Annotated in this window: 18 protein-coding genes; 7 read left to right on the top strand and 11 right to left on the bottom strand. The window is 46.1% G+C overall.

Translation table 11 applies throughout. The annotated features are described in order from the left end of the window. Nucleotides 1-194: 194 nt before the first annotated feature. Together MHH93_RS00150 and MHH93_RS00145 are read right to left on the bottom strand one after the other, a co-directional pair. Nucleotides 195-4,574 (bottom strand): glycosyl hydrolase 53 family protein, encoded by a 4,380-nt coding sequence (locus tag MHH93_RS00150; protein ID WP_500052040.1) that lies wholly within the window; start codon nt 4,572-4,574, stop codon nt 195-197. Nucleotides 4,575-4,828: 254 nt separating this feature from the next. Further along, a complete protein-coding gene (locus tag MHH93_RS00145; RefSeq protein WP_500052039.1) occupies nt 4,829-5,542 on the bottom strand; it encodes a YceI family protein in 714 nt (237 codons plus the stop codon). A 192-nt stretch (nt 5,543-5,734) separates the two neighbouring features. On the opposite strand from MHH93_RS00145, the gene MHH93_RS00140 reads away from it, so the two are divergent. Further along, nucleotides 5,735-6,421 carry a response regulator transcription factor gene (locus MHH93_RS00140; protein WP_342570512.1) on the top strand — a complete coding sequence of 229 codons (687 nt, stop codon included), beginning with the start codon at nt 5,735-5,737 and terminating at the stop codon, nt 6,419-6,421. Then, a complete protein-coding gene (locus MHH93_RS00135) occupies nt 6,406-7,872 on the top strand; it encodes a HAMP domain-containing sensor histidine kinase (protein ID WP_500052038.1) in 1,467 nt (488 codons plus the stop codon). The genes MHH93_RS00140 and MHH93_RS00135 overlap by 16 nt, the downstream gene beginning before the upstream one ends. A 71-nt stretch (nt 7,873-7,943) precedes the next feature. Here MHH93_RS00135 and MHH93_RS00130 read toward each other — a convergent pair whose 3' ends face one another. Then, the gene (locus tag MHH93_RS00130) at nt 7,944-8,756 is read right to left on the bottom strand and encodes an AAA family ATPase (RefSeq protein ID WP_500052037.1); all 813 of its coding nucleotides are present in this window, start codon (nt 8,754-8,756) and stop codon (nt 7,944-7,946) included. A 522-nt stretch (nt 8,757-9,278) separates the two neighbouring features. Between MHH93_RS00130 and MHH93_RS00125 the strand changes: the two genes are divergently transcribed. Further along, nucleotides 9,279-9,431, top strand: coding sequence for a DUF1540 domain-containing protein (locus MHH93_RS00125; protein ID WP_500052036.1), 153 nt, complete (start codon nt 9,279-9,281; stop codon nt 9,429-9,431). Between the two features lie 201 nt (nt 9,432-9,632). Beyond that, nucleotides 9,633-11,090 (top strand): 4-hydroxyphenylacetate 3-hydroxylase N-terminal domain-containing protein, encoded by a 1,458-nt coding sequence (locus MHH93_RS00120; RefSeq protein ID WP_500052034.1) that lies wholly within the window; start codon nt 9,633-9,635, stop codon nt 11,088-11,090. 17 nt (nt 11,091-11,107) lie between these two features. Here the strand turns inward: MHH93_RS00120 and MHH93_RS00115 are convergent, their stop codons facing one another. The 3 genes from MHH93_RS00115 to MHH93_RS00105 are packed head-to-tail and all read right to left on the bottom strand — an operon-like array spanning nt 11,108 to nt 12,988. Further along, nucleotides 11,108-11,671 (bottom strand): nitroreductase family protein, encoded by a 564-nt coding sequence (locus MHH93_RS00115; protein ID WP_500052032.1) that lies wholly within the window; start codon nt 11,669-11,671, stop codon nt 11,108-11,110. Nucleotides 11,672-11,723: 52 nt separating this feature from the next. Continuing rightward, on the bottom strand, nt 11,724-12,530 hold the full coding sequence (locus MHH93_RS00110; RefSeq protein WP_500052029.1) for a hypothetical protein: 807 nt from the start codon (nt 12,528-12,530) through the stop codon (nt 11,724-11,726). Nucleotides 12,531-12,535: 5 nt separating this feature from the next. After that, entirely contained in the window at nt 12,536-12,988 is a 453-nt protein-coding gene (locus tag MHH93_RS00105; protein ID WP_500052027.1) for a flavodoxin, read from the bottom strand. Nucleotides 12,989-13,282: 294 nt separating this feature from the next. Here MHH93_RS00105 and MHH93_RS00100 point away from each other — a divergent pair, with 294 nt between their 5' ends. The 3 genes from MHH93_RS00100 (at nt 13,283) to MHH93_RS00090 (ending at nt 15,342) form a co-directional block, all read left to right on the top strand. Further along, the gene (locus MHH93_RS00100; RefSeq protein WP_017687801.1) at nt 13,283-14,146 is read left to right on the top strand and encodes a class I SAM-dependent methyltransferase; all 864 of its coding nucleotides are present in this window, start codon (nt 13,283-13,285) and stop codon (nt 14,144-14,146) included. A 2-nt stretch (nt 14,147-14,148) separates the two neighbouring features. Beyond that, nucleotides 14,149-14,880, top strand: coding sequence for an RluA family pseudouridine synthase (locus MHH93_RS00095; RefSeq protein ID WP_500052025.1), 732 nt, complete (start codon nt 14,149-14,151; stop codon nt 14,878-14,880). Between the two features lie 117 nt (nt 14,881-14,997). Then, on the top strand, nt 14,998-15,342 hold the full coding sequence (locus tag MHH93_RS00090) for an MGMT family protein (protein WP_237174759.1): 345 nt from the start codon (nt 14,998-15,000) through the stop codon (nt 15,340-15,342). A 110-nt stretch (nt 15,343-15,452) separates the two neighbouring features. On the opposite strand, the gene MHH93_RS00085 is transcribed toward MHH93_RS00090, so the two are convergent. The 5 genes from MHH93_RS00085 to parE form a co-directional block, all read right to left on the bottom strand. Then, nucleotides 15,453-16,964 (bottom strand): DHA2 family efflux MFS transporter permease subunit, encoded by a 1,512-nt coding sequence (locus tag MHH93_RS00085; protein ID WP_500052024.1) that lies wholly within the window; start codon nt 16,962-16,964, stop codon nt 15,453-15,455. Continuing rightward, nucleotides 16,961-17,407, bottom strand: coding sequence for a MarR family winged helix-turn-helix transcriptional regulator (locus tag MHH93_RS00080; RefSeq protein WP_500052023.1), 447 nt, complete (start codon nt 17,405-17,407; stop codon nt 16,961-16,963). The genes MHH93_RS00085 and MHH93_RS00080 overlap by 4 nt, the downstream gene beginning before the upstream one ends. Before the next feature lie 274 nt (nt 17,408-17,681). Next, a complete protein-coding gene (locus MHH93_RS00075) occupies nt 17,682-18,122 on the bottom strand; it encodes a MarR family winged helix-turn-helix transcriptional regulator (protein ID WP_472477356.1) in 441 nt (146 codons plus the stop codon). Between the two features lie 231 nt (nt 18,123-18,353). Then, nucleotides 18,354-20,813: a DNA gyrase subunit A gene (gene gyrA, locus MHH93_RS00070; RefSeq protein WP_500052022.1), complete on the bottom strand. Its 2,460-nt coding sequence runs from the start codon at nt 20,811-20,813 to the stop codon at nt 18,354-18,356. A 12-nt stretch (nt 20,814-20,825) separates the two neighbouring features. Next, entirely contained in the window at nt 20,826-22,805 is a 1,980-nt protein-coding gene (parE, locus tag MHH93_RS00065; RefSeq protein WP_253438346.1) for a DNA topoisomerase IV subunit B, read from the bottom strand. Nucleotides 22,806-22,808: the final 3 nt, after the last annotated feature.

Below are 22,808 nucleotides of genomic sequence, written 5' to 3'. Positions count from 1 at the left end.
TCATTCCTCATTTCTTAATATTATCGTTTTGATATTATCGAAATGATAACAAACAAATTCGATATTGTCAATACGACATTAACAAATATTCGTATGCCTATATAGAGAACCGGAAGTAGTCTGAACCTCTTTTTTTCCGCAAAACAAAGAGACCGAATCCGTTGATTCGATCTCCTTACCTGCTTCGTTATATTCTAATATAGTTGTTCCATCAATCTGGCGACTGCAACAGCCCCTTGTGCTCGGTTCGCTGTTTCTTTCGGAGCAAACGTGCCATCAGGCATACCGTTAAGCAGTCCAAGTTGTTGCATCGAAGTTACAGCTTCTTTGGCGTATGACGCGATCTCGTCGTTGTCTACAAATACCGTATGTCCTTGTGCAGCATTGTTCGCATTTTGATCACGTTGGGCAACCTGCAGCGCTCGATTCAGCATAACGGCCATATCTTCTCGTGAAATGCGTTCGTTGGCCCCGAAGCTTCCATCCGCTCGGCCTTGAATAATGTTCATCTCAATGCCAAGTCGTACTGAATCGGCATACCACTGCCCTTCCTTCACATCCGTTGGGAGCGAAATGGATGCATCGGACTGGCGTGCATCACCAATGCCTTTAACTATCATTTGCAAAAATTGTGCTCTGGTCAGTTCACCTTGCGGGGCAAAACGTGTTGCGCTCATCCCCGTAATAATTCCCTTACCGTAGAGGTCCTGCACTTCATGGAGAGCCCAATTGTAATTTTGCAGATCATGTAATGGCACTTCAACTTCTGCAATGACATAACTGCCGGATTCCAGCGGTTTGAACGCCATCGTCTTCGTTTTGTCATCGTACTTGGAGTACGTAACAGGTGTCATCTCCCCAGTTGGAGATATGGAATGAACGATCATAACCACATCATTCAGCTTAGGCTCTTCTACACTGGATAGAGCAACTTCAATTGCTCTGTTTGTCCATGATAATGGCTTATTGTTCATTAACAAATTCACATCAATAATTGTATGATGACCGATTGCTGCTTTTTGAGATGTGGATAGTGCATCTGTTGATCCTTTTGCCACTACAATGTCGAACGTTCCCGCAGTCTCTGCAATGGTTAGCGGCAGTGATTTTAGAGGAACACGAACGGTAGTCTGTCCTACGACTACATCCAGAGATTTTACTTCCTCGGAACGAACCCATGCTGCCAATTGACTTGCAGCCAATTGGAACGTAACTGTGTTGGCTGTATTAGGAACGTCTGCGACTAACTTCAATGTACGATTTCCTGCATCCATGGACTGCAGTGCCTGAGTTAATTGGGATGCAGCCGGACGAATCGAATACTTGTCATCCACGGTTGCTGTTCCTTTTATCGTGATTGAACCCTTCTCTGGTGCAGTGCCCGATCCAATGGGTGGGGTTACATCGGGATTCCCTGTCGAAGGAGCTGTTCCCGGATTGGAAGGTTGTGAAGGTACACTCGGTTGAGATGGCTGACCAGGGCCAGGTGTACTATCTTGACGCACAAGTTTACTCATAGCATCTTGTAACGATTGATCTGCATTGCTTACATCTTGCGTTGAAGATTCAACATCCAGCATGAACGCCTTCGCTTCAGAAAGCGCCATACTGAATACATTCCAGCTTGAAGTCGTGTATTCGGTTTGCTTTAATTTCTCAGCGGTATCTACCGTAGCTTGAAGTGCAGATTTATCCGCCGGGAACGTACCGTAGGCTTCAAATTCCATGAATCCTACCCATGTGGGACCTGCTGTAATCGTTACGCGAATATAACGTCCCTCCGTGCCTTCTGGAAGAACATGGCTAGGTGCGGTCGATACAACCACATCACTTGTGGTGTCCACTACTTTCACAAAATTTTGGTTATCATTGGATACTTCAATCTTGTACTTGATACCGCCACTCCACATCGACATCTCGATCTTGCGAAGGTTAGCGACTTGCCCCAAATCCACTTGCCACCAGCGATCAATACTATTATCTGTTCCCCATGAAGTGTTCGGATTGTTGTCAATTGCACCTTCAGGAGAGTTGGCTTGATTGCCTCCAGTTCCTGCACTGCTTGAAGCCGTTGCCGTTTTGCCCGTTGTTAAAGCCTCCAGAGAGATCAGATTAGTAAAGGCTTGTTTCAACGTACTCAGTGCTGAATTCACTTCAGACTGGACAACAGCTTGGTTATCTCGGACCTGAATCGCTGCCTTCAAAGATTGCTGCAATACAGACCAGCTCCGGCGTGTATAGGAAGATTCATTCTGCTGCTGCATTTGTTGAATGTACTGGTGCAGCTGTGTTTTGTCCACATTGGATAGACCTTGAATCGCATCATCTAAACGTTTAACCGCTGTATTCGCATCCGTCTGTGTTGCTCTTGGATCATTCAAGACCTGATCAGCGCCTTCCAGCGCTTTGGTCAACACCGCCCAAGTGGCCGCAGACCAGTCAGCCTGCTGATACGTACGCCCTTCTGATATTTTGGCTCGAAGCTCGTCAAGCTGCGGAGGGATCACCTGCATTTGCTGCATCACATGTTCTAATGCCGTTGTCGCTGCATCTGTATCTGCTTGAGTCACTCCACCCGGCGTGTATGCCTGTTGGTATATTGCATTCGCTGAGGAGATTGCCGGAGCCAGAGTACCCCAGCTTTCCGGAATAAAATCAGTCTCGACTAATGATTCGGCTCGTGCAAGCGCCGCAGCCAGTTGTTGGCGGTCTGCGGGCAGAAGATTTAATCCGCGTTTGTACACATCAAGGGACCATAACGCTCTGCCTTCATACGAATGCCCGCCGTTAGCCGGAAATTCGTCGTAGTCAAACATCGCTTGGTTCTCCCATGCATTCCCTTCGGATGCAATCCAGCCTACACCGGCCGGAATCCATGCTGGCTCCCAGTAGAAGAAACCTGCTCCATGATTATTCGGCACATTTGCAATCATATCCATAATGCCAGCGATGGCATCATATTGACCTTGAACGGTTGCAGGGAAGTCTGCTCCCCCTACATGAAGCGCTTCGTCCGATCCAATGATATTTCCGTGAGCGTCCCCGTTTTTATATGAAAATGGATACGATGTCTCGGCAATAATCACGTCTTTTTGGAACTTGTTAGACACTTCATTCATGGTCTTCTGCACATCGGCAAATGTCCCATGCCAGAATGGATAATATGACAGTCCGATAATGTCATACTTCAGTTCGCGTTTCTCCAGCTCACTGAAATACCAGTCGAACGTATCCGCCTTGCCTCCTTCTGCCAGATGAATCATGATCTTCACCTTATCCGCGTTATTGGTGATCTCTCCTTCTACTGCACGTACAGCATCAATTCCACTTTTCAGCAAGGCAACATTTTGCTCGAAATCCACGTCGCTACTCAAGCCGTTCAGAACACCACTGTTGATCTCATTACCGATCTGCACCATATCTGGCATAGCGCCCTTTGCTTTCATTTCTCCCACAACTTCAAACGTATATTTGTATACGGCTTGCTTCAGCTCTTCGGGGGAAAGACCTTCCCAAGCTTTGGGACGAAGCTGCTGACCCGGGTGCGCCCACTCATCCGAGTAGTGGAAATCCAACAGGATCTTCATGCCTTTTTGCTTCACCCGCGTAGCCAAACGAATGACATCTTCCTTATCGTTGTAGCCCCCTGATTTCTGTGGATCATTCCACAGACGAAGACGCACATAATTGACACCGCGATCCTTGAGAATATCGAGCAAATCACGCTCTGTACCGTTGCTGTCCACGTATTTGCCACCTTTGTCCTCAATGGCAGTCAACGTAGAAATATCGACACCTCTCACATAGTCTTCACGATATCCCTCAACAATCACCTTGGCTTCAGGCCGAGGCTCTGGAGGCGCACCATATACTACACCTGTCACGGTAAAGCTGCCCGCATGTGCATACTCTGAAGGGTCGATATGATCCCAAGTCACAGGTACCATTCCCGATTTTTCATTCTGGTACCATGCTTTTACCTCGTTGGGCAGAATTGGCGCACTTCTGGTCACCGTTCTCACTTCGATCGGATCATATCCTTTAATATTGGCTGGTTCAGTTCCTTCAGCTTCTCCCCAAACTTTGAACTCCAATATTTCCGGCCAGACTCCCTCACCCTTGTAAAAAGATATGTTCAGTCTGATGTATCGCACATCATTCTGCTGAAACGTCAGATCAGCGATCTGTTTGGGATCGGCATTTTCACTTTGATCAGCAACGTTGGTCCATGCCTGCTGGTCAGCAGATGTTTCTACCGTATATTTCACAACAGTGTCTTCTCTCCACGTTATTTCCGCTCCGGACAGATTGTAGTATTCACCCAGATCAATCATGGCCCACTGTGGTTGTTCCGTTGTCACTCCAGCCGTAGCAGCCCAATGCGTATCACTTTTACCATCAACCAAATGCTCTTTCTTGCTTCCCCACTCCAAATATTCTGTGCTTACCGTAACTGCCTTGTTAAGTGCCACGTTCACTTTTGCCTCTTCTGCAGCCGCTGGACGAACTATCAACCCCAGATCACAGAACAACATTAATAATACTAGACACCCACTTATGTACCTTTTGTTCACTCTTGATCTCCCCCTTTTTGTGTTTGATTGTGCATGGATCAATGAATGTGATGAATCCTCCTCATTGTAAGCGCTTAATAGTGGTGGGTAACACGGCATTTTCCAAAGGAAACAGCAGTTATTTTAACAATATAATCCTGTAAAAGTTACATTTGAGCTATAAGAATCCACGATTTGTAAGAAACAAAAAAATCTGTCCGTCCACCGGAAGGCGGAAGCAGAACAGATTTTTAGGTATATGATCGTCGCTACACTTATTTGGAGAGTTTTAATTCAAGCTGTACCTGAATATCATTCTCCGTCGAAAGCACAACCGAGTGCGGATTTTCCATTCCGAAATCTTCGAACGTTACCATCGATGTTGCCGACAATAATACTGCATTATTCTCATAAGCCGCTTTTGCATCAAAAGTGACTTCTTTTTCAATACCTTTAACCGTAATTGTACCATTCATTTTGATATCAACCGTTTGACCGACAGGCCATTCCGCAGGTACCCCTTCAAATGAAGTCGCTGTAAATGTAGCTTGCGGATAAGTCGCAATATCGAAGAAATCGGCTTGCTTCACGTGACCATCACGCTGTCCATTCCCGGAATCAATCCCATCCATCTCGATCTGTCCTTCTGCTTTCATCTGGGAAGCATCGTCTACATTAATAGTCCAATTGCCTGTTACCTGCTCGTCCACAAAGTTAACCGTCTCCTGCGAAGTAGTCACAGAGAAGTAAACTTTGGAACCTTCACTGATGCTCCAGTCTCCGTTCAATTGCTCTGCTCCCGCAGTTTTATTAGCGACAACCGCACCTGTACTGTCTACTGATGTTGTCGAAGTCGCTGTGCTGGCAGGAAGCACCTGCTCAATCTCCACGTTGTTCCCCAAGTAACTATTGGCCAGATAGTAACCACCACCGATTACGGCAACCGCCGCCACACCTGTAATAAGCCATGCTTTTGCTTTCTTGTTCATCTGTATGTTTCCTCCAGTATATGATTGTTTAGATTGCTTGTTGATATGGATCATATCAACCGAATGTGTCAGGAAGAAGTCAAGATACGACAAGTCCCTAATTTTTTTCAAATCCGTAATACAGGATTGGCTTTACGCTCTGGCTCATGTAAAATCAGTACAAGTTTATGAAATGAAAGGAGAACGCTTTTCTTGAAATCCATACTTATCGTCGAGGATGAACAAGCTATTGCACGAGTACTGGCTGCTTATCTGAGAAAAGCAGAATTTGAAGTTCATCATGCAGCAGATGGACCGACTGCACTTAGCCTTTTTGATACCGTAACGCCTTCCCTTGTATTACTTGATGTGATGCTGCCAGGAATGGATGGATGGGATCTGCTGCGGATTATTCGTGAAAAAAGTGCTTGTCCCGTAATCATGCTAACCGCACTGGATGACATTTCAGACCGTCTTAACGGATTGAATGCCGGTGCTGACGATTATATGAGCAAACCTTTTGTACCGGAAGAAGTGGTCGCCAGAGTGAATGCGGTGTTGCGGCGTAATCCACATTGGACCTCGGGTGGCGAAGAGAAGCGTTCCTTTGGAAATCTCGTCATTGATCTTGCTGCCAAGCAGGTGCTGCTGAACGGTGCAGAGGTTGCACTAACACCTCGTGACCTGTCATTACTGTTCTTCCTGTCCGATTATCCGAATCGTACGTTTACCAGAGATCACCTTATTGAACAGGTATGGGGGATGGACTATGATGGCAGTGACCGTGCTGTGGATCTATCGATTAAACGACTACGTCAAGCCCTCTCTCACTGGTCGCCAGAGACGGGGGAAATTCGGACGTTGCGAGGAATGGGGTATCAATTTTGGATCGCCAACTGAAACAAAAGAAACCGAAACGAACGATATCCATTCTGTCACACTGGACACTGCGATATTTTCTGATTCTATGCATTGGTTTCACAATTATTGTGGCTGGGGCACTCTACTGGATTCGAACAACTTCCATTGAGAAAAGCCTCAAAACTGCAGAACTGCTTGGTCTGGAGATCGCCGATCATGTGACCAGTGAAAATAATATGCTACGGGTTCCACCCGATCTGGACAGACTGGTAACCAAGCGAGAGAAACTATTTAATACAGATCATTATTTTTGTGTCATGATCTTGGACAACAACAATCAATTGATCTTTTCCCAGCCTAAAATGGAACAAAAAGATGTGCAGTATCGACTGTCAGACGACTATCTTGAACCGCGGAACAACAAATATGCAGGTGTAACGGTTAACATATCCGAGGGCGATCAAACCTTGGGTAAAGTGTGGGTCATGCAGTCCAAACAATCCATTACATTTGGTCCAGAGACCATATGGCTCGTGGCTCTAATCCTCGGAGGACTAATCCTCTGTGGATGGTTCACAATCTATCTCCTGTCCAATAAATTATCCAGACCTATTCGTCAGGTAGCCTATGCAGCTGAACAGATTCGAGGTGGCAATTATAATGTGAGTCTTGACTTGAATACACGAGAGCGTGAGATCAATGAACTTGTTAATTCATTCCGCGATATGGCCTCTCGTCTCCAACAACTCGAAGAATGGCGCACACTTTCGCTGGCAGGGGTAAGTCATGAACTCAAGACACCGGTAACTTCCATCAAGGGACTCGTTATGGCAGTACGTGACGATGTCGTGAGTCCACAGGAAGGGAAAGAATTTTTGGATATTGCTTTGAAGGAATCTGAACGCATGGAGCGTATGGTCGCAGATTTGCTTGACTATAACGCCATGGCTGCAGGAAGTGTTACCGTTCGCAAGGAACGGACGGATCTGAAGCTGTTGGTCGGTGAGATCATCTATCAGTGGAAGATTGCGTATGAGGACAAAATGCCAGAGGTTCAGCTGCACTCCCCTCCAGTCAACTTCTTTACCATGGGGGATGCTCTCCGCATTCAGCAGATCATTGTTAATTTGCTCAATAACGCACTTCATGCCACAGCTCCTGAACAAAAGGCTGTCTTCGATATTTATCTACGCGCAGAAGAACAGATGCTGTATGTTGATGTCAAGGACAACGGCACAGGCATCGCTGCCGAAGACCAACCCAAGATCTTCGAACGCTTCTATCGTGGAGAGCTCAAGAAACGTCGTAACCGTGGACTGGGTCTAGGCTTAACCTATAGCCGGTTACTCGCTCAGGAACAAGGCGGTGAACTAACACTTGTCTCCAGTAGTCCGGAAGGGAGCACGTTCAGATTAAGCCTGCCACGCTGGACTGCAACGCAAGAAGCCATGAATACAGAAAAAGCATACGGAGCAGCCGTTAAAGTGTAACGCAGCATGCTAACATGACAAATAGCCCAGGATTCCATTCAGGAGACTGGGCTATTTCAGCGTTTTTACAGTCAACACTCTAATACACGTGGCCTATATTCATCGTAAGCATCCGAGATCAGTTGCTTATGAAGTGTACTGCTGGCAATGATCGCTTTCCGTTTTGCTTTCAAAACGATCTGCTCTATATCCGCATAACTGCACCCTGCCAAGCGTTCACATATGTAATCTTCCAGCCGGGTCTCCTGTTCAAATGCCCCCACCAACTTGCTGATATACAATCTGCGACTTGAATCATCAGGCATTCCATAGGTCATCTTCGTATCAAAACGCCGCCATATGGCATGATCCAGTTGGGTTTCCAGGTTCGTTGCAGCCACCAGAATACTGTCTCCATCGAATTCGTCCAGACACTGCAACAACGTATTGACGACACGAGCCATCTCTTTCACTTCATCATTACTCTCACGTGTCCGACCTATGGCATCAAATTCATCAAGAAATAACACGCAGGGATTCAATCGCGCATATTCGAATAACTTGCGAACATTACTGCCCGTCTCCCCGAGATGGCTATGAATGATTGCATCTAATCTCACGAGTACCAATGGCAAATCAAGCTGCTCTGCCAGATGTGATGCCGTTAATGTTTTACCTGTACCGGGAGGCCCGAACATGACCATTTTATTGGGGATGGACACATCATGCTCCCTGAACTTCTCTTTCATGCCCAGAATGGTAATGAATTCGTTAATGATGCGATCATTTTCGGGGGAAAATACAATATGCTGGGATTTGCGCCTACACTCTTTTGGCGTGTAAAAAGCAGCCATATCGATCCCTTTTGCTCGGGGAATCCGGTTCATATGGTTTATTTTGCTCATGTATACACATGCTCCTTCATTTATAGTTTCAGTCCGTGATTCAAGTTATATAAGTTGAACTAATAAATATTTACACTGACCACTTCGATGACAGAACAACCTTCCGATCGCTGTTATCCCCAGATTTTTTGATTATTTCCCTAGAGGGGAAATCCGGGGATAAAGGCGAACGCTCCGCTTCTTCAGGTTCTTTCTGTCCTCTCCGTTTTCGTGTAAATGCTTAGTTCAATTTATATAGAATCCATTAGATTTTAATCGTAATTATTACTATTAAATAATAACATACTAATGCCTTTTTGCAAATATAACCACAGCACGTCCACTATTTTGCCACAGATGGGGGCATTTGGTTGCAAGCTTCAATAAAATTTGCTATTCTAAATATGCATCGTTGTGTATAACGCAAAAAAGCCCTCCAATTTTCGTGAGAGCAAAAATTTTCCATGTTCGCAAGCGGCAACTTGCTACATTTGGATTCTTTATACCAACGAATGTAATCCAATTAAAGTGAGGTTAACAATCATGGCAAAAGACGTATTGTGTGAAGTTAATTCCTGTCGTCACTGGGCTCAAGAGAACAAATGTAACGCTTCTTCGATCTACATCGTGAGCCACAGTACCAAAGAAGCAAGTCAGTCTGCTGAAACAGACTGCAAGACTTTTGAAGTAAAATAGTAATTTCAAGTGAAATACTTAAAGGAGCCCTTACCGGTTCCTTTTTTCTTTGTCTATTGTAACAAGAATGATAATTATTATCAAGCCCTAATCGGTAAAAATCCTCTTCACCTCTTAAATGCACATTGGACAGATCACCTACGTACACTACGTAAGAAATGAGTCTGCCCATGAACGATTAGAACCAAGAGGTGAATAACAATGCCTGTTAAAAATGGCACACAGTATCGGGAACGAATTGATGCTCAGTCCGTACCTTGCTGGTACAAAGGTAACCTTATTACTGGAAAACGATCTGAACATGTAGCATTTGCTGGTTTAATGGAGACTCAGATGTACATGTATGATCTGCAGTCTGATCCTAAATTTGCGGAAACGATGACGTATGCCTCCCCGGCCGACGGAAAACCTGTGGGCATATCTTTCCTGCCCCCAACCAGTGCCGACGACCTCCGCAAACGACGGGAAGGGATGAATATCTGGGCAAATGTCCATCATGGCTTTCTTGGTCGCTCACCCGATTACATGAATACAGCCATCATGTCCTTTTACACAGGTGCCGATCTTCTGAGCGAATTGTCTCCCCAATATGCAGAAAATCTCAAGAATTATTATGCCTACTGCCGTGATCATGATATTACGCTATCCCATGCCTTCATTCAGCCCTATGCCAGCAAAATCTCAGGACAATTGGATGCCACTGAGGATGCCATTGCCGCAAAGGTCGTAGACCGCACCGAGGAAGGCCTCATTATTAGCGGAGCATTCATGATGGCTACACAAGCTGCCACTTCGGATGAGATTTTTGTCTATCCTTCCCCTTCTCCTGCCCCATTTGATGACGAAAATCCATTTGCTTTCTCTTTTGCTGTCCCTAATGACCTTCCAGGAATCAGTCTGGTATGCAGGGATACCTATGCAGCCGAATCTCACACCAACTACCCGCTGAGTTCCAGATATGAAGAAATGGACAATATCGTCATCTTTGACCGGGTGCTTGTTCCGTATGAACGAATATTTTTTGCAGGAAGTGAGGAAATGTCCTCGCGTCTCTTCAGTGGTAGCAACTTTCATATTCACGCAGGTCATCAGGTATTGTGTCGTTATATTGCCAAGACAGAATTTGTTCTCGGTACGCTCCAGCTTCTCACGGATACACTCGATCTGAATACGGAAGCACATGTTATTGAGAAAACTGCACGTCTGTTCGCAGGTCTTGAATCGTTAAAAGCATTGGCTTTGGCCGCAGAGGCAGGTGCCATACCAGACGGAAGAGGATTTGTATTACCTGCACCCAAACCATTGATGGCAGCCAATCTGCTTTTTCCGAAACTTTATCCTGAGATGATTGAAATTCTGCAACTTTTGGGTTCGAGCGGGGTAATTATGATCCCTCAGGAAGAAGAGTTTCAATCCGATATCGCTCCTTCACTGAATATCTATCTGAAAGGAAACGATATGGCTTCTTATGAACGCAACGCTTTGTTCCGGCTGATCTGGGAGCTTGGAGCTGGATCATTCGGGGGCAGACAGACCCAATTCGAACGATTCTTTTTTGGCAATGTCCTTACCGTATCCAATCGATTGTACTCCGTCTACAACAAAGATCAGACCAATCGTCAGCTCGTTCGTAATTTTCTCTCCAATACCAGCAAATAAGTAACTAATGAATCGTTTTATACCAGATGGTCATAGACCGTCATCAGTTCAGAGGCTGGTCTGCTTGCATCCACATCCCGCAATCCAGGCTGGTCTCCGTAACCGATATGGAATACCCCTAGCACCTTCTCTGCACTTGTCAAACCCATCAGATTCATAAATACAGGATGTTGTTGATAATCATTGATCTTCCAGACAGCATTCAAACCCTGTTCCGCAGCCAGAATACTAAAACGTTTGCTCCAGGCTTTCGCCGGCAGAAGATCATCCTCACGGGCATTCATAGGTGCCACGACAACCAGATGTGTAGGGATCGCTTCCGTGTATTGATATGTAGCCCAATCGCCGTAGCGATCAGCCAGATGGGGTGGATAGCTCTGTCTGACCGCTTCCAGATATAGCTGTCGCCCTTCGCCTGCAAACAACATAAACCTCCAAGGTTCTGAACTCATCACATATAATGAAGGATCTGCTTCATCAAGCAGCTTGCGTATAACCGACTGGGGTACTGGCAACGGACTGAATTCGCAAGTTCCTGCACGTCTTTTGCTGCTTATATCTTGACTTAGACCGGTAGACATGGCAACTTTCCCTCCTCTATCTGCATGATAGATCGTTATTCTTCAACCGCCTTCACATCAACCATGTTTTTTTCGGTTCAACGGCTTCCGTTCTCCAGCGATCTACCTCTTCGTGTATGCGCACTTTATCACGCGTCGTAAACTGTTCTGACTCCACCACTTCCGCTTGCGGCATGCTATCACGTATCAAGTGAATGTAGTCCATGGAACGTATCAGAGACTGGCGTCCAGGAATGTACCTAATTTTGCATCCTTCCAACAAGCAGTATATTTCGATCATCCCCGGTAATTTTCCGAAGGCTTCCCAGCAGAATACACTGACCATATGCTGAAACGCCTCGACTACATTCGGATCATGGACAACCATATATTTCTGAATAAGCAGCGAATCCCAGCCTTCTGGTTGCCAGGCCGCCTGAAATATCATCGACAAATGCATGGATAATGAAGGTAACTCCGTTCTCCACTGTTCGAATAGAATGGCTGGATGCTTCAGATCATCGTTCATTGCAATGGCGAGTGACAGTTCATCCGTGATCTTGCTCTTCACATCCCAGTAATGGAGAACCGATTCGAAACCTTCTGTCTTTCTGGGCCACCACTTCTCTAGTAAATACTGTACGGGTACTTCTTTGCGAACATCGGGGTCGAGGCTATAAAAGGCATTGACCGCATGGCTCACCGCATATTGTACACGGTGCCTCCATTGCAGTGGAGGACGCTGCTCAGAAACGGGTTTAGGGCGGATGAACCGGTGTGGGCTGCGCAGCATTTCTTCCAATCTGTAATCTTCAAGCAGACGTACAGGAAGGTCATTCCTTCCGATTGGCATCGCCGCCTGAATATTATGTCTTAACATGATCTTTAGGACACCTGTAATCCGGTAGCAGCAAAGCGTTTGCCAAAGTCACGGCATGTTTCCTTCTCCTGCTCAAGCGGACTGTATTCTATTTTCAACATCTCTGGAGATACCTCCGCCCCACGCTCTTGCAGCTTGGCAGCCGCGAGATCAACTGCACCGCAGTACTGCTCATACGAGGTGTCACCACTTCCAAACACCGCGGCTCTCTTACCGCTCAAGTCAAGCTCATCCAGCTCCTCATAGAAATCAAGGAATTCATCTGGCAACTCCCCGTCTCCCCAAGTGTAGACGCCAATCATGAATCCGTCATAATCCAATACATCGGATGCATTACAATCCGTTACGGACTTCAGGTCCGCCTCGTGGCCTCCCTGTGTAATTCCCTCTACAATCAGTTCTGCAATTTCTTCTGTATTTCCCGTCATGCTTGCATAAGCCACTAACAATTTAGCCATCTATTTTTCCCTCACTTTAATTAGATCATGTTATATTCTCTCTATGAAGAAAGAATGAATTTTGGATTAACAAAATCATATGTGATAATGATTATCATTGTCAAATTAAATTTTGGATATCTTTGTTTTTCAGTATATGGCGCACATTGGATTTCAACACAGCTAAACAACCTTCACCCTTTTAAGGTCAGATGTAATACCTTCCTCCAATGATCCCGTCCCCCAACTGGCGTACAAGCCCTTTTTTGTTGTACAATAGTATCCAAATGACTTTTGAAGGATGGATAAATCATTATGTACGTAGCTAAGAATTGGAAGGACTATGAAGTAATTGATACAGGAGGCGGCGAGAAACTGGAGCGTTGGGGAGATGTGATTTTACGCAGACCCGATCCACAGATTATCTGGCCCCTTGAGCAAGAAACCAATGAATGGCGTCAAGTGCATGGTCACTATCATCGCAGCTCTTCCGGTGGCGGTAACTGGGATATGAAAAAGCCCATTCCCGAGCGCTGGACGATCGGATACGAAAACCTGAAATTCCACATTAAACCTACCAGCTTCAAGCACACTGGTCTGTTCCCTGAACAAGCCGCCAACTGGAGCTGGATGATGGATAAAATATCCAATGCAGGACGTCCAATCTCTGTCTTGAACCTGTTTGCCTATACAGGCGGAGCAACGGTAGCCGCAGCTTACGCAGGCGCTTCTGTCGTGCATGTGGATGCAGCTAAAGGCATGGTTCAATGGGCCAAGGAAAATGTTCAATTATCCGGACTGGCTGATCGCCCTGTTCGTTTTATTACAGATGATGTATTCAAATTCGTACAACGGGAGCAACGGCGTGGAAATCGTTATGACGCCATTATCATGGACCCTCCTTCTTACGGCCGCGGTCCGAATGGCGAGACATGGAAACTGGAAGAGAACCTTTATCCTTTCCTGAAGTCGTGTATGACGATCTTGTCGGATAATCCATTATTCATGCTGGTTAACTCCTACACTACGGGCATCTCCTCCACGGTTCTGCGCAACATGTTGACCATGACGATGTCTGCTCAGTACGGTGGTGACATTACCGCAGGTGAAATTGGTCTGCCGATCACACGTAGTGGTCTTGATCTGCCTTGTGGTATTCTGGGCCGTTGGGAGTCTTAATCATGTCAGAACATCGGCATGATCACGATGCAATTCCGATTCTGTTTGAAGACAACCATCTGTTAGGTATTACGAAGCCGGTCAATGTACCTACCCAGGAAGATGCATCAGGTGATCCGGATTTGCTTACATTGTTGAAGCAGGATCTGAAAGAACGATATAACAAACCTGGCAATGTCTATCTCGGGTTAGTACACCGACTTGATCGTCCTGTTGGAGGGGCAATGATCTTTGCCAAGACATCCAAAGCAGCTTCGAGATTGTCCGAGACAGTGCGGGGACGTCATTTCCGTAAAATATATGTGGCTGTTGTCCATGGCAAGTTGCCTGCACAGCAGGGAACGTTAAAACACACGCTCCTGAAAGATGCACGTACAAATACCGTTACGGTTGTACCTAAGGGTACGGCCGGCGGTAAGGATGCCGTTCTGGATTACCGTGTTATCGGGGAGACAGACCGTTACAGCCTCGTCCATATTGAACTGCACACCGGCCGATCTCATCAGATTCGGGTGCAAATGAAAGAAATCGGCTGCCCTCTATACGGGGATCAGAAGTACGGCGCAAGCGTGAATAAACCCGGGCAACAGATTGCTCTATGGTCTGTGATTGCTGCTTTTCCTCATCCAGTTACCAAGGAAGAAGTTATTCTGCAATCTTTGCCTGCAAGAGAATTCCCCTGGGCAGAATGGCCCGCTGCCGTGTACCAAAAAGCTTTTGGACAACCTCTATAAGTGCACAGGATCAGGTTAGGTCTGTCCATAAAACGTGTCGTTCAGATACAGAATCTGAACGACACGTTTTTTAATATTTTCAGTTTTATATCTAAGACACAGAGAGGAGACATTTTGATGACCCCGTTTACCAAACAAGTCATTGCGATCATCGCGGCGATTCCGGAAGGTAAAGTGATGACTTACGGCCAGATTGCAGCTCACGCTGGAAGTCCGAGAGCCGCGAGACAAGTCGTACGTATTCTGCACTCCATGAGCCGCAAGGAACGTCTGCCCTGGCACCGTGTCGTCAATGCAAAAGGTGAAATCTCCATACCGGACGAACACTCGCGCATGATGCAGGAAACAGAACTGATTAGCGAAGGTGTGGAGTTTCAACTGAACGGAACCATTAATCTCAAACAGTTCGGACATGAGCCCGATCCTGTATTTCTTATCGATCCAACGATCCAGCCCGAATAATAAAAGTACTCTCCTCCTATCGCGCACACCAAAAAAAGAGAACTCAGGCAGTTAGGGGGTACCCCTTTTCAACTGCTAGAGTTCTCTTTTTAGCTTTTACCTGATATTTGTTATGCTGTAGCCGTCGCTTTTTCCTGTTCTACAGTAACAGGTTCAACAGCCGGTTTCGTTTTACGAATAAAGAACGCCATAATTAAAGCAACCACGGTCATTCCGGTAGCCACGATGAAGGCATAGTTAACACCATAAATCGTTGCATCTGCTGTAGCAGCTAACATTGCTGTCTTATCATTAGGATCAACCTGACCGGCAGCCACTGCATCCGCCAGATGTGTTTTGAGCTTGCTGCTCATGATGGTAACGAGAATGGCTGTACCGATCGCACCGGCAACCGTACGCAATGTATTGGACATCGCTGTACCATGTGCGTTCAGACGTTGAGGCAGTTGATTCAGACCTGCTGTCTGGATCGGCATCATCAGCATCGACATACCGAACATACGAGCCGTGTAGATAAACATCATGTATCCGTAAGTCGTATCGATGGCCAGACGACTCAGTCCAAATGTTGTGATCGCCGTAATGGCAAGACCTGCAACCGAAAGCCAGCGAGCGCCTACCTTATCAAATATACGACCCGTGATTGGAGACATGATCCCCATCAATATCGCACCAGGCATCATCAGAAGTCCTGATTCAATCGGTGAGAAACCACGAATGTTTTGCAGGAAAATAGGAAGCAGGATCATACCTGCAAACATCGCCATCGTCACAAGCATATTGATGATTGTCGTTAATGAATACATATTGTATTTGAAAATACGGAACTCAAGGAGCGGATGATCTGTTGTCAGTTGACGAATAACGAACAGAATCAGGGATATCGCACCTACGACGAGGCATCCAATAACAATTGCACTGCCCCATCCATCGGTACCCGCATCACTGAATCCGTAAAGCAAACTACCAAAACCAAGTGTAGATAAAATAACACCTGGATAATCCAGTTTAGGTCTGGATTGACGTGTTACGTTTTTGACAAAAGCAATACCAATTGCCGTTGCAATAATAGAGAATGGCAAGATGATGTAGAACAATAATCTCCAGGAATAATGCTCAACTACATAACCTGAAAGTGTCGGCCCAATCGCAGGAGCCAGAATCATCGCGATCCCCATGGTTCCCATGGCCTGACCGCGTTTCTCAATCGGGAAGATGGTCAGGAATACAACGGTCATCAGAGGCATCAGGATACCTGCACCTGCCGCTTGAATAACACGGCCTACCATCAGAATGGTGAAGGTGGGACTAAGACCACAGACTAACGTTCCTATGGTAAATAGAGTCATGGCTGTAATAAAAATTTGACGTGTTGAGAATTTGGCAATCAGATATGCCGTAACCGGAATCAGTACACCGTTGACGAGCATGTAACCCGTGGTTAACCATTGGGCTTTGTTTGCATTAATCGCGAGGTCTTCCATGATTTTAGGAAGAGCTACGTTCATCAGGGTTTGGTTCAAGAATGCCACGAAGGCACCAATTAACAATGCCGCTACAATCGGGCCTTTCTTGATGTTGTCCATCGCTGAGGATGGTGCTGCAGCAGTAGTCGTGCTCATATGTTGTTCATCTCTCTTCCTTGTAACTTTTCAATCATTTGACTATGAATTCTAAGTAGGTGCTCAAGGTCTTCCTTCGAAATATCCAGAATGGGTGACACTCTCCCCATCCACAGATGGTGGGTTTCCTGTTGGGCCTGCTCCCCTTTATCCGTGATCTGAAGTTTAACGGATCGGCGGTCAGCATCCGAACGTGTCCTAACGATATACTCGCCCTTTACGAGCCGCTCCACAACTGCACTCATGGAACTGCTACCCATATGGCATAGCTCAGCCACTTCGTTGATGCCGATGGAAGGACGCTCCCTCAGGATGGATAACACCATAAACTGAATCGAAGTCAACTCGATCTCCTTGTTTTCATTCCAGAATGCTCGAAAAAGCATTTGATTCACTTGGCGGAATGAATTGATAATATAGAATACTTCATACGTATCAGTCATTGTTTCACCCTTTTACTTATGGAATATAATATTTCGTACACGAAATATCAGGGGAACAATTATTTATTATAACAAAAATATTTACATAGTCAACTCTTTACATATGAAATCACAAAATAATATTGGGACATACTAAACGGTGTTATTTCTTGCCTTCCATCGACTAACCTGGACACAATGTGTATCATATGTAATTTGTAAATAAAATAACCATAGGGTTCCTGCATGAAACGAGCAGGTACTCCTATGGTTACTCAGAAGAGTGAGCATTGTATTATACCGAAGTAGATAATGCAGGCTCTTTGGTTTTGGGTGTTGTCATTTTGCCTAGCAGATATACCAGCAATTGTTGATTGTGCATCGATATGTTACTGAGAACAGAGTTCATGAATTCATTGCGGATGGATATCCCCCGCTCTGTTTCCATTCTTCCTTTATCGGAAAGAGAAACCCAGACAATGCGTCGATCCTGATTATCCCGATTCCTGCGAATCAGATCATTCTTTTCCATCCGATCGAGCAGCATGGTTACGGCAGCTGGCGTAGTCGCCAGATAAGGAATCAGATCCGAAGGTTTCATCTTCTGATGATCCTCAAGCACCTCCAGAACAGCTAACTGAGCCTCCGTCAATGAGGGTGCCAGCTCTTGATCCATATGCAATTTATAATCTTTGGTTAGTCTGGACCAGCACTTGGCAAAATCGGAATTATACATCTTGCATCGCTCCTCTCTGCAACCGGTTATCACTTCACCTGCTTAAGTTTTCGCCCTCCAAAGCCGCATTCCTGCTGCCTTTTTTCAATTTCCTAGCGATCGACCGTAATCGACGAAGGTTGTTAAACTTCGCATGGATGTGCTCTTCTAATCCGCCTTCGAACAACAAAAAAAGACTCTTCGCATGACAGGATTAGCTGCGCTGCGAAAAGTCTTATTTGCTTGTTTTTTTTATGATGATGCTGGTTGATTCTCATTGAAATCCCTCAGAAGTTCAACGATCTCATCCTGTTTGTCCACAGGAACGAGCAGTTTGCCAATATGTTTGCGCTCCGTAATCGGAATACCTTCCGAAGAGATCGGATGCACGTGGCCTTCCTTGGTCATGACGGTGATGTTACGTTGCTCTCTGCAATAAAATGCGCCAACAATACGGCTGCCATTCGGTTTCACACGTTTGCCTTCTTTGAACTCGAATGTGGCAAGCCCCTTGCCTCCACGACTCTGTACAGCATAATCCAGAAGTAATGAACGTTTACCATATCCCAGATCGGACAACACGGCAACTTCACCTTCATCTCCTGCAACCCATAGGGCGGATACAACTTCATCTGTATCTCTCAACTGAATACCACGAACACCACCGGATACACGTCCCATAGGATTGACCTCATCCTCACGGAAACGAATCGCCATGGCTTCTTTTGTAATCAACATAACATCTTGGTCACCCGTACTCAGATGTACTGATAACACTTCATCGTCCTTGCCCACTTTACAAGCCGCAACTGCACCGGAACGTTTGGTAACGTAATCCTTCAGTTCCGTTCGTTTCACCTGTCCTCTTCGGGTGACGAAGACCAGACTGTGATTCGGCTCTTCAAAGGATTTCACAGCAAGCACACTTGCAATACGGTCGTCTTTCGCAAGTGGAATGACATTCACAATAGCTGTGCCTGGATCCTTCCACTTGAATTCAGGTACCTGATGAACAGGTAACAGGAAATACTGACCTTTCCTTGTAAAGACAAGCAGATTCTCCAGCGTATTTACTTCCAGAACCTGAGCGATATAATCGCCGTCTTTTACACCACTTCCGCTCCGTTCACCACCAGAACGTGTAAAGGACTGCATGCCTGTACGTTTCACGTATCCTTCTTTGGATAATGTAACAAATACATCTTCCGCATTCACAAGCACTTCGAGATTAACCTTGAGTTCTTCCACTTCGCCTTGGATCGCAGAACGACGGTCTATACCGTATTTCTCACGAATCTCCATCAATTCCTTGCGGATGACCCCGATGAGCTTGCGGTCACTATCCAGAATGGATCGTAATTGCGCAATCTTTTTCATCAGTTCACCGAGTTCCTTCTCCAGAGAATTAATCTCCAGATTCGTCAAACGGTACAATTGCAACGTAAGGATGGAATCCGCTTGACGTTCCGTGAATCCAAACATCCACATCAGGTTATTTTGGGCATCTTGTCGGTTCTTCGACGCTTTAATTGCTGCAATGACCTCGTCAAGGATGTTAAGAGCTTTAACCAAGCCCTCCAGCACATGTGCACGGTCTTCCGCTTTCTCCAGCTCAAACCGGGTACGGAATGTTACAACTTCCCGCTGATGGGCAATGTAAGCCTCCAGAATTGATTTCAATCCCATTTGCTGTGGTGCTTTATTCACAATTGCAACCATATTGAAGTTGTAAGTAACTTGAAGGTCGGTTTTCTTCAGCAAGTAAGCCAAAATACCTTGTGCGTCAGCTTCTTTTTTCAGCTCAACCACGATCCGTAGCCCTTCACGTCCGCTCTCATCACGCACTTCGGCAATACCTTCGACCTTTTTCTCAAGTCTAATGTTCTCCATCGCTGTAACCAGACGCGACTTCACGACTTGATAAGGGATCTCGGTAATGACGATTTGCTGTTTGCCACCGCGCATATTTTCAATCTCGGTTTTGGACCGGATATAGATCCGTCCCTTACCTGTGCGATAAGCATCCAGAATGCCGTCACCGCCCATAATCAATCCGCCGGTTGGAAAGTCAGGACCCTTCATGAACATCATGATCTCGTCCAGCTCAATCGACGGTTTCTCCATTACAGCGATGGAAGCATCAATGACTTCACGCAAATTGTGTGGAGGAATCTCCGTTGCAAACCCTGAGGAGATACCGCTGACACCATTAACCAGCAAGTTCGGATAACGGGATGGCAATACAACCGGTTCTTTGGCTGTATTATCAAAATTATCCTTAAACAGAACGGTCCGTTTCTCGATATCGCGAAGCATCTCCATCGCGATGGGCGACAAACGGGCCTCCGTATACCGCATCGCCGCTGCCGGGTCATCATCCTGTGATCCCCAGTTACCATGACCGTCCACGAGCATATGGCCCATTTTCCATGGCTGAGCCATCCGCACCATGCCCTCATAGATGGATGAGTCACCATGTGGATGATAATTACCCATTACGTCCCCAACGGTTTTGGCAGACTTGCGGTAAGTCTTGTCAGGCGTATTACCTGAATCGTACATGGCGTACAGAATACGCCGTTGTACTGGCTTCAATCCATCCCGTACGTCGGGAATGGCTCGATCTTGAATAATATATTTGGAGTAGCGACCGAAACGGTCCCCTACGACCTCTTCGAGAAAGGCCGGCATAAATTGTTCTGATGGACTCATTCCAAGCACCTTCTATTCTTCGTACTCTGTAAAGTCGACGTTCTCTACAATCCAGCGTTTCCGCGGATCAACCTTGTCACCCATGAGCGTAGATACACGACGTTCTGCTTTTGCTGCATCAACAATCTGTACCTTCAGCATCGCACGAGTCTCCGGATTCATTGTTGTCTCCCACAGTTGATCCGGATTCATCTCACCAAGACCTTTATAACGTTGAAGCTCAACATTATTACCGAATTCCTTCATATAATTCGCCAGTTCTTCATCCGTCCATGCATATCGAACGCTCGCGAGCTTACCAGACTTACGAGTAAGTTTGTACAATGGCGGCTGAGCAATATATACTTTGCCTGCATCAATCAAAGGCTTCATATAACGATAAAAGAAGGTTAACAACAGCACCTGAATATGTGCGCCGTCCGTATCTGCATCGGTCATAATGATAATTTTGGAATAATTGCTGTCTTCAACTGCAAATTCGGTTCCGATACCCGCGCCGATCGCCGCTGTAATGGCACGATATTCTTCATTTTTGAGAATGTCCGCCAGCTTCGATTTTTCCGGATTGAGCGGTTTTCCCTTGAGGGGCAGAATAGCCTGAATCTTCGAGTCACGTCCCTGTTTGGCAGAACCCCCTGCGGAATCCCCTTCGACGATAAATAACTCATTTCGGGTAAAATCCTTGGATTGTGCGGGCGTCAGCTTGCCGTTTAGGTTGGAACTTTCGCTGCGTTTCTTGCCTGTACGCATATCATCACGTGCTTTGCGCGCCGCTTCTCTGGCTCTGGAGGCTTGAACGGCTTTGCGAATTAACGTTTGCGCTACCTGCGGGTTTTCTTCCAGGAACCGCTGAATATTTTCGGACACGACCGAATCCACAGCACTCCGTGCAGTTGCACTTCCAAGCTGATCTTTCGTCTGACCTACGAACTCAACCTCCGACATTTTGACACTGATGACGGCCATCATACCTTCACGCAGATCATTACCTTCGAGGTTTTTATCTTTTTCCTTAATCATGCTGGTTCGCCGTGCGTAATCATTCATTACACGGGTATACGCAGCCCTGAATCCGGTCTCATGAGTACCGCCACCCCGAGTAGGGATCGAGTTCACGAACGAAGCCAGTGTCTCTGTATAACCCGCGTTATACTGGATTGCCACTTCGACTTCGATGTCATCCTTCTCCGCATAGAAGTGAATAACATCATGCAATACATCTTTATTTTCGTTAAGAAAAGCTACAAACTGGCTTGCTCCGCCTTCATACATGTATTCATCCTGATTGCCCGAACGTTCGTCCTTGAGCACAATTTTCAGACCTGAATTCAGAAAAGCGATCTCCTGAAGGCGTTCTGCCAATGTATCATAATTAAATTGAATGCCATTCTGAAACACCCGAATATCCGGTTTGAATGTCACTTTCGTACCTGTCCGATTGGTATTGCCCAACACTTCGAGACCGGACACCGGTTCACCGACATGTTCAATCCCTTTTTTGTCCTTCCAATACTCGAATCGCTGACGATGAATCTTGCCATCACGGAAAATCTCGACTTCAAGCCACTCGGATAATGCGTTTGTAACAGACGCACCTACACCGTGCAAACCGCCTGATTTTTTGTATCCTGATCCACCGAACTTTCCGCCTGCGTGCAAAATCGTAAACACGACCTGGGGAGTAGGAATCCCTGTTTTATGTATACCTGTCGGAATTCCCCTTCCGTTATCCTGAACCGTAATAGAACCGTCCTTATGCAGCGTGATATCGATTTTGGAGCAGAATTTGGCGAGATGTTCGTCGACAGCGTTGTCGACAATTTCCCATACCAAATGATGTAAACCCGAAGTGCTGGTGCTGCCGATGTACATCCCCGGCCGTTTCCGTACCGCTACCAGCCCTTCAAGTACTTGAATGTCGTCCGCGTCGTAGCCTGAAGACCCCTGTCCTCCGCCTGTCGAACCTGCCGACATATCGATTTGCTCGACCATTCA

Origin of the sequence: Priestia sp. FSL H7-0729 (genome assembly GCF_038005685.1) — a bacterium.
Taxonomy (GTDB): Bacteria; Bacillota; Bacilli; order Paenibacillales; family Paenibacillaceae; genus Paenibacillus.
The sequence above is the reverse complement of the archived record's forward strand: the minus strand, read 5'-3'. Positions and strand labels throughout refer to the sequence as shown.